General features: G+C 68.3%; 4 protein-coding genes and 1 pseudogene. 4 read left to right on the forward strand and 1 reads right to left on the reverse strand.

Going from position 1 to position 5,112, the window contains the following annotated elements:
• Window positions 1–526 precede the first annotated feature (526 nt).
• Window positions 527–1,147: a hypothetical protein gene (locus ACFW2Y_RS34645; RefSeq protein ID WP_384887378.1), complete on the reverse strand. Its 621-nt coding sequence runs from the start codon at window positions 1,145–1,147 to the stop codon at window positions 527–529.
• Window positions 1,148–1,342: 195 nt separating this feature from the next.
• Between ACFW2Y_RS34645 and ACFW2Y_RS34650 the strand changes: the two genes are divergently transcribed.
• From ACFW2Y_RS34650 to ACFW2Y_RS34665, 4 genes and pseudogenes are all read left to right on the forward strand, one after another.
• On the forward strand, window positions 1,343–1,546 hold the full coding sequence (locus tag ACFW2Y_RS34650; protein WP_384887381.1) for a hypothetical protein: 204 nt from the start codon (window positions 1,343–1,345) through the stop codon (window positions 1,544–1,546).
• Window positions 1,547–1,592: 46 nt separating this feature from the next.
• Window positions 1,593–2,012: pseudogene (locus ACFW2Y_RS34655) on the forward strand (Uma2 family endonuclease); the annotation flags it as partial.
• Window positions 2,013–2,545: 533 nt separating this feature from the next.
• Window positions 2,546–3,721 carry a tyrosine-type recombinase/integrase gene (locus ACFW2Y_RS34660; protein ID WP_384887384.1) on the forward strand — a complete coding sequence of 392 codons (1,176 nt, stop codon included), beginning with the start codon at window positions 2,546–2,548 and terminating at the stop codon, window positions 3,719–3,721.
• On the forward strand, window positions 3,721–5,076 hold the full coding sequence (locus ACFW2Y_RS34665) for a hypothetical protein (protein WP_384887387.1): 1,356 nt from the start codon (window positions 3,721–3,723) through the stop codon (window positions 5,074–5,076). Before ACFW2Y_RS34660 ends, ACFW2Y_RS34665 begins: the two co-directional genes overlap by 1 nt.
• Window positions 5,077–5,112: the final 36 nt, after the last annotated feature.

Here is a 5,112-nt window from a genome sequence, read left to right on the forward strand (position 1 = left end):
AGACGCCACCAGGCAACAGCCCGACAAAGCCACTACCAACGACGGTCCGCCAACGAACCCACCGGGTAGATCACAAAACCGCACTGGAGTACTAGGGCCAGCAGCAGGACCTTGGGCAGGATTGCCGCAGCCATCATGGCACCGAGCCAAACGGCGGAGGCGTCTCGTGCCACGAGACTGAGAGCCAGTGCGGTCGGCACCACCGCGTCACCGATGAGGGAGACGGCCCGACTGAGGAAGAACCGCCTGAAGACGGGCGTCTTAAGAAGACGCGAGAACTCTGGAGTGCCCTTCTCAGTAGTCTTTACGGACACGTTATCGAGCTTTCGGCCCGTTTCCCCGAACATCGGTGGCCAAGAATCGCCGTCCGGGAAACTTCGGGCCACACTACCACGGTCGATCTATCTATTCCGAGCACCGTTACCGCATCCCCCGCACAGGTCCTGCCTGCAATTGGAATCTCTAAACGATCAAGACGTTAAGCATCCATCCATTGAGACGTCAAGAGAGTTCGCCCAGGGCTGATTCATAGTCGTCGTTGGGAAACATCCGGGCTGTTCAGGGCCAGGGCTTGATCAAGTTCCCTGGGTGTCCGGGTTGTTGGTGATGCCCAGGAGCGGGAGGGCTCGTTCGGGCTGGTCGCGGATTGCGCGGGTGGTCTTGGCGATGTTGACGGCTCCGAGGGTTTTGAGCAGGTCGATGGCGAGGTTGCGGAAGGTGGCCATGGCGCGGGGTGCGGTGCCGGTGTGGAGGCGTCCTCGGCGTAGGTCACGTCTCTCACATGGTGCAGGGCCTCGACGGCCCAGTGGCCGCGGACGGCGGCGGCGAGTTCGGCCGGGGTGGTCTGGTGGGCGTCGAGGCTGGTGACGGCGTAGATGGTCTCGTGGCTTTCGCGCTCGCCGGTCTGTTTGCGGCGTCGGTGGACGCGGAGGGCGAGGCGGCCGTGGGGGAAGGCGATCCCGCCGAGTTCGTCGGCGATGCCGCAGGTCTTGATCGAGCGGGACTCCCGGCGGCCGTGTCCGGCAGAGGAAGCGGTGTGCTGGACGGCGATGTCAGGCCAGGGCAGGGCGGCGAGTTGCCGGTGGGCGGTCGGCTGATTCCGCTTGATCATGGCGATGTAGTGGGCGTTCTTCGTCTCGACCAGCACAAAGGTCCTCTGGCGCGGCCCCTTCATCCAGGGCCCGGCCGACGCCCCGCTGCGTGTAACGGAAAAGGCCTACCACCTGAGTCTCTGAATACCCCAGCGACTGCGGGAACGCCTGGCCCTCACCACCAACCGGGACAAGGGACGGGGCGCCGCCCGCAAGCCGCTACGGGCCGCGACGGACAGTGGCGCAGGCAGATGGCCCGGACCTTCGACGACCTCGCCACAGCCCTGCGCAACGAGGGCCGTGCCGGAGTGAAGCCCCAGTGCACGGCCGGTGTACACGCACTGGTTCTGCTGCGCGACGCTCCCCACATGCTCGGTAACGACCGCTACGAACAGTCGGCCCCGTACGAGGGGCCGAAGCCCCGTCTCCTGCCATCAGCAGTCATAGCGCGGTAGCGTCGGGACCCACCACCCACCATTCGGACGGGACGCAGGACGGATGATGAGCACAGCCCCCAACTACCACGGCATCGACGACCCCGAAAAAGCACTCAAGTACGCCGTCCAGCACATCCGAGGCGACCGCGCCCAGATCATCGAGGGAATCATCGAGCCCGTGTCGCCGACCTGGGACCACGAAGCCGCAGCCGAGACCATCCGCGACCAGATCCGGCCCCGCGCCCGCGAACTGGGCTGCGTCACCGGATCCGGCAACCTCGACCTTCCCGGCTCGTCGAACTGGTACGTCCCCGACATCGCCGTCGTCCCTGCCGCCCAGGCCAAGGGGGCCGCCGCGCTCCTTCCCGAGGACACCCTCCTCATCGTCGAGGTCACCTCCGAGTCGAACCGGGACACCGACCGGGTCGTGAAGCGAAAGAGGTACGCCGAGTACTACGCCCCGCTCTACCTCGTGGTCGACCGGCTGCTGGACGAGGATGGCGCCGAGGTCTCCTACCAGATGGTCCGTGGCTACGTCGCTGCCCGCCGCGAGGAGATCCGGCTGGAGGCCGGCAAGGGTGTGGTCGACGCTTTCGTCCCGCAGAGCCACAGGCCCGGCTCCGAGGCCGAAGTCGACTTCGGGGACGTCACGGTCAAGCTGGCCGGCGAGCTGGTGACCTGCTACTTGTTCGCGTTCCGGATGTCGTACTCGGGCAAGGCCGTCCACCGCGTCTTCGCCTCGGCGGGGCAGGAGGCGTTCTTCGAAGGCCACGTTCACGCTCTCACCGTGCTGGGCGGGGTGCCGACCGGGAAGGTCCGCTATGACAACCTTAGGGCGGCGGTCGCCCAGGTGCTGGGCCTCTCACGCCGCCGGGTGGAGGCCGAACGCTGGACCGCCTTCCGCTCGCACTACCCGTTGACTGAACTACTGGGGGCGTCTTAGCAGGTCAGTGACCCTTCGGCCGGATCGTCGTTGGGCTGGCCGTGGAGTCATCGAGAGACCTGTCCGTCCTGTCTGTGCCCTTGATCGGCGAGCTGGTGGCCACGGCCGATCCGTGGGAGCCCTACCGGCTCGTCGGTCCGGAGGGGACGCCGGTTGAGGGAGTCGCTGCCTTCCTGAGGGACCTGCAGGCGGCCGGGCGGCCAGCGACAACGGCTCGTTCCTACGGGATGGACCTGTTGCGCTGGTACCGCTTCCTTTGGGCCGTCGACGTGCCGTGGGATCGCGCCGAGCGTATCGAGGCCAGGGACTTCTCCCGCTGGTTGCAGATCGCTGGGCAGCCGTCCCGTCGGCACTGGCGGCGCCCGGACCAGGCTGGCCGGTGGGCTGCCGGCGGGAAGCCGTACGCGACGTCGGTCCGTACGCACAGCGAGACGGTGCTGCGGACCTTCTACGACTTCCACCGCGATGCCGGCACCGGGCCGGTCCTCAACCCGTTTCCGCTGGACCGCTCGCGGCGGGGGCGGCGAGCGCATGCTCACCGCAACCCGATGGATCCGCCGCGCAACGAACGCATCGGCCTCTACCGGCCGAGGCTGCCGCAGCGGATTCCTCGCAGCGTCCCGGACGCGGAGTTCAACGAGATCTTCGCCCGGCTGCCCTCTCACCGTGACCGGGCCCTGGTCGCCTTCTACGTCTCCACCGGCGCCCGGGCCAGCGAGTTGCTGTCCGCGTGGCAGGGCGGGGTCGACCCCGGCCGGCAGCTGATCAGCGTGGTCCGCAAGGGCACCGGCGAGATCCAGGAGCTTCCGGCCTCGACGGACGCGTTCGTCTGGCTGCGGCTCTATCAGCTGGAGCTGGAGGACGCGATCCCGAAGGGGCGGCGGTTTCCTCTGTGGTGGACGTTGCGCAACCCGTCACGGCCGCTGACCTACCACGCGGCACACCGAATGTTCGAGCGGGCCAACAACAAGGCCGGCACCGAGGCGACGCTGCATGCCCTACGGCACACCGCCGCCTACCGAATGGCCGAGGACCCCGGCCTCCCACTTACCGATGTCCAATACGTCCTCGGACATGCACAGTTGACTACCACTCAGATCTATCTCACGCCCCGCAAGGAGGAGGTCATTCGGCGGCTGCTGGCCCACCATGCCGAGCAGACGAGACAGGCCGCCGCTCGCACTGCACCCGCCGCTGCCCCTGGCTACTCGGCCGAGTCGCTGGACGTGCTGTTCGGGACGGCCCACTGATGACCATGACGCTGGAGACCGCGCAGGCCGCGGCGGCTTCACCGCCGCGGCCAGTCACGGGGTTGGTCCGAGCGCGTCCGCGGGAGGACGCATGGCCCGCGACCGGGCAGAGCCGCGAGGAGGTCTGGGGCCGACTGGCCGCCGAGCCCTTCGCCCCGGCCTGTGACAACAACGGTCGCAAGTTCGGGCTCGGCCTGCTGCTGGACTGGCTCGCCGATCAGCCCGGCACCACCTGGCAGGAGCGTTGGCTGGCCAGCGGCGCCGACGATGACGGCGCCAACTGGCGGGAGATCCCGCTGCGTTGGATGCGTGAGCGCGGACACGAGGTCCCCTGGCGCCAGGAGTCCTTCTTCCGGGCGGTGCACCCCGCTCTTTGCGCCGACCTCGTCCGGCCTTCACTGCCCTGGTTGATCACCTCGTCGCTTCGCAGCAGCGCGCTCGTCGGCATGCTCGCCCAGCACCGCGACCCGGCCGGCTTCGCCCGGCTGCGGGAACGCTGCGCTACGGATCCGAGCGTCAACACGGCCGCGGCGACCCGCACCGCCTACCGCGCTGCCCAGATCCTCGTCGCCAAGGGCGGCATCATCGCCGACATCGTCCCGGGCGACGTCCTGGAGCTGCTGGACATCGAGGCCGATCTGCGTGGCACCTCCGTCGGAGCCACCCACCTGTTCTATCGGGTCCTGCACGACCTGGACGTCTTCGACGCTCAGGCCCCGGCGACGCTGCGCGAACTGCGGACGAGCGGACAGCGCACGCCCGAGGAGCTGATCGACCGCTACGGCATCACCTGCCGCCCCGTCCGCGACCTTCTCGTCGACTACCTGCGAGAACGCCAGCCGGCACTGGACTACAACAGCCTGGATGCGCTGTCCTACTACCTGGCCAAGCTGTTCTGGTCCGACCTGGAACGGCACCACCCGGGCATCGACAGCCTGCACCTGCCGACGGATGTCGCCGACGCCTGGAAGCAACGGCTTCGCACCACCACCAAGACCGTCCGCACCCCGGACGGCCGCCGGATCACCACCGAGGCACCTCGCATCAACTACCGCGAGTGCCTCACCCCGGTGCGGGCCTTCTACCTGGACCTGGCGCACTGGGCCGTCGAAGATCCCGCCCGCTGGGCCGGCTGGGTCGCCCCCTGCCCGATCGGCAGCGAGGAGATCAACCGCAAGAAGGATAAGCGGCGCCGCAAATCACGGATGGATGCCCGCACCCGCGAGCGCCTGCCCGTGCTGCCGGTCCTGGTCCGCAGCGTCGACCAGCGGCGCAAGGACGCCGCCGTCGTGCTGGCGGGACCTGTCCCCGAGTGGTGGACACCTCTGATCCCGGCCCCGCCAGGGGTCGGGTAGGAGGCATCTTTTATGGTGATGAAGGTCTACTCGCCC

This window comes from Streptomyces sp. NPDC058877, assembly GCF_042742855.1.
Classification (GTDB): Bacteria; Actinomycetota; Actinomycetes; order Streptomycetales; family Streptomycetaceae; genus Streptomyces.

Bases quoted from the DNA above. Each gene is read 5' to 3' on its own strand.
- ACFW2Y_RS34650 (WP_384887381.1), top strand. From the start codon at position 1,343: ATGGCCCGGACCTTCGACGACCTCGCCACAGCCCTGCGCAACGAGGGC.
- ACFW2Y_RS34665 (WP_384887387.1), top strand. From the start codon at position 3,721: ATGACCATGACGCTGGAGACCGCGCAGGCCGCGGCGGCTTCACCGCCG.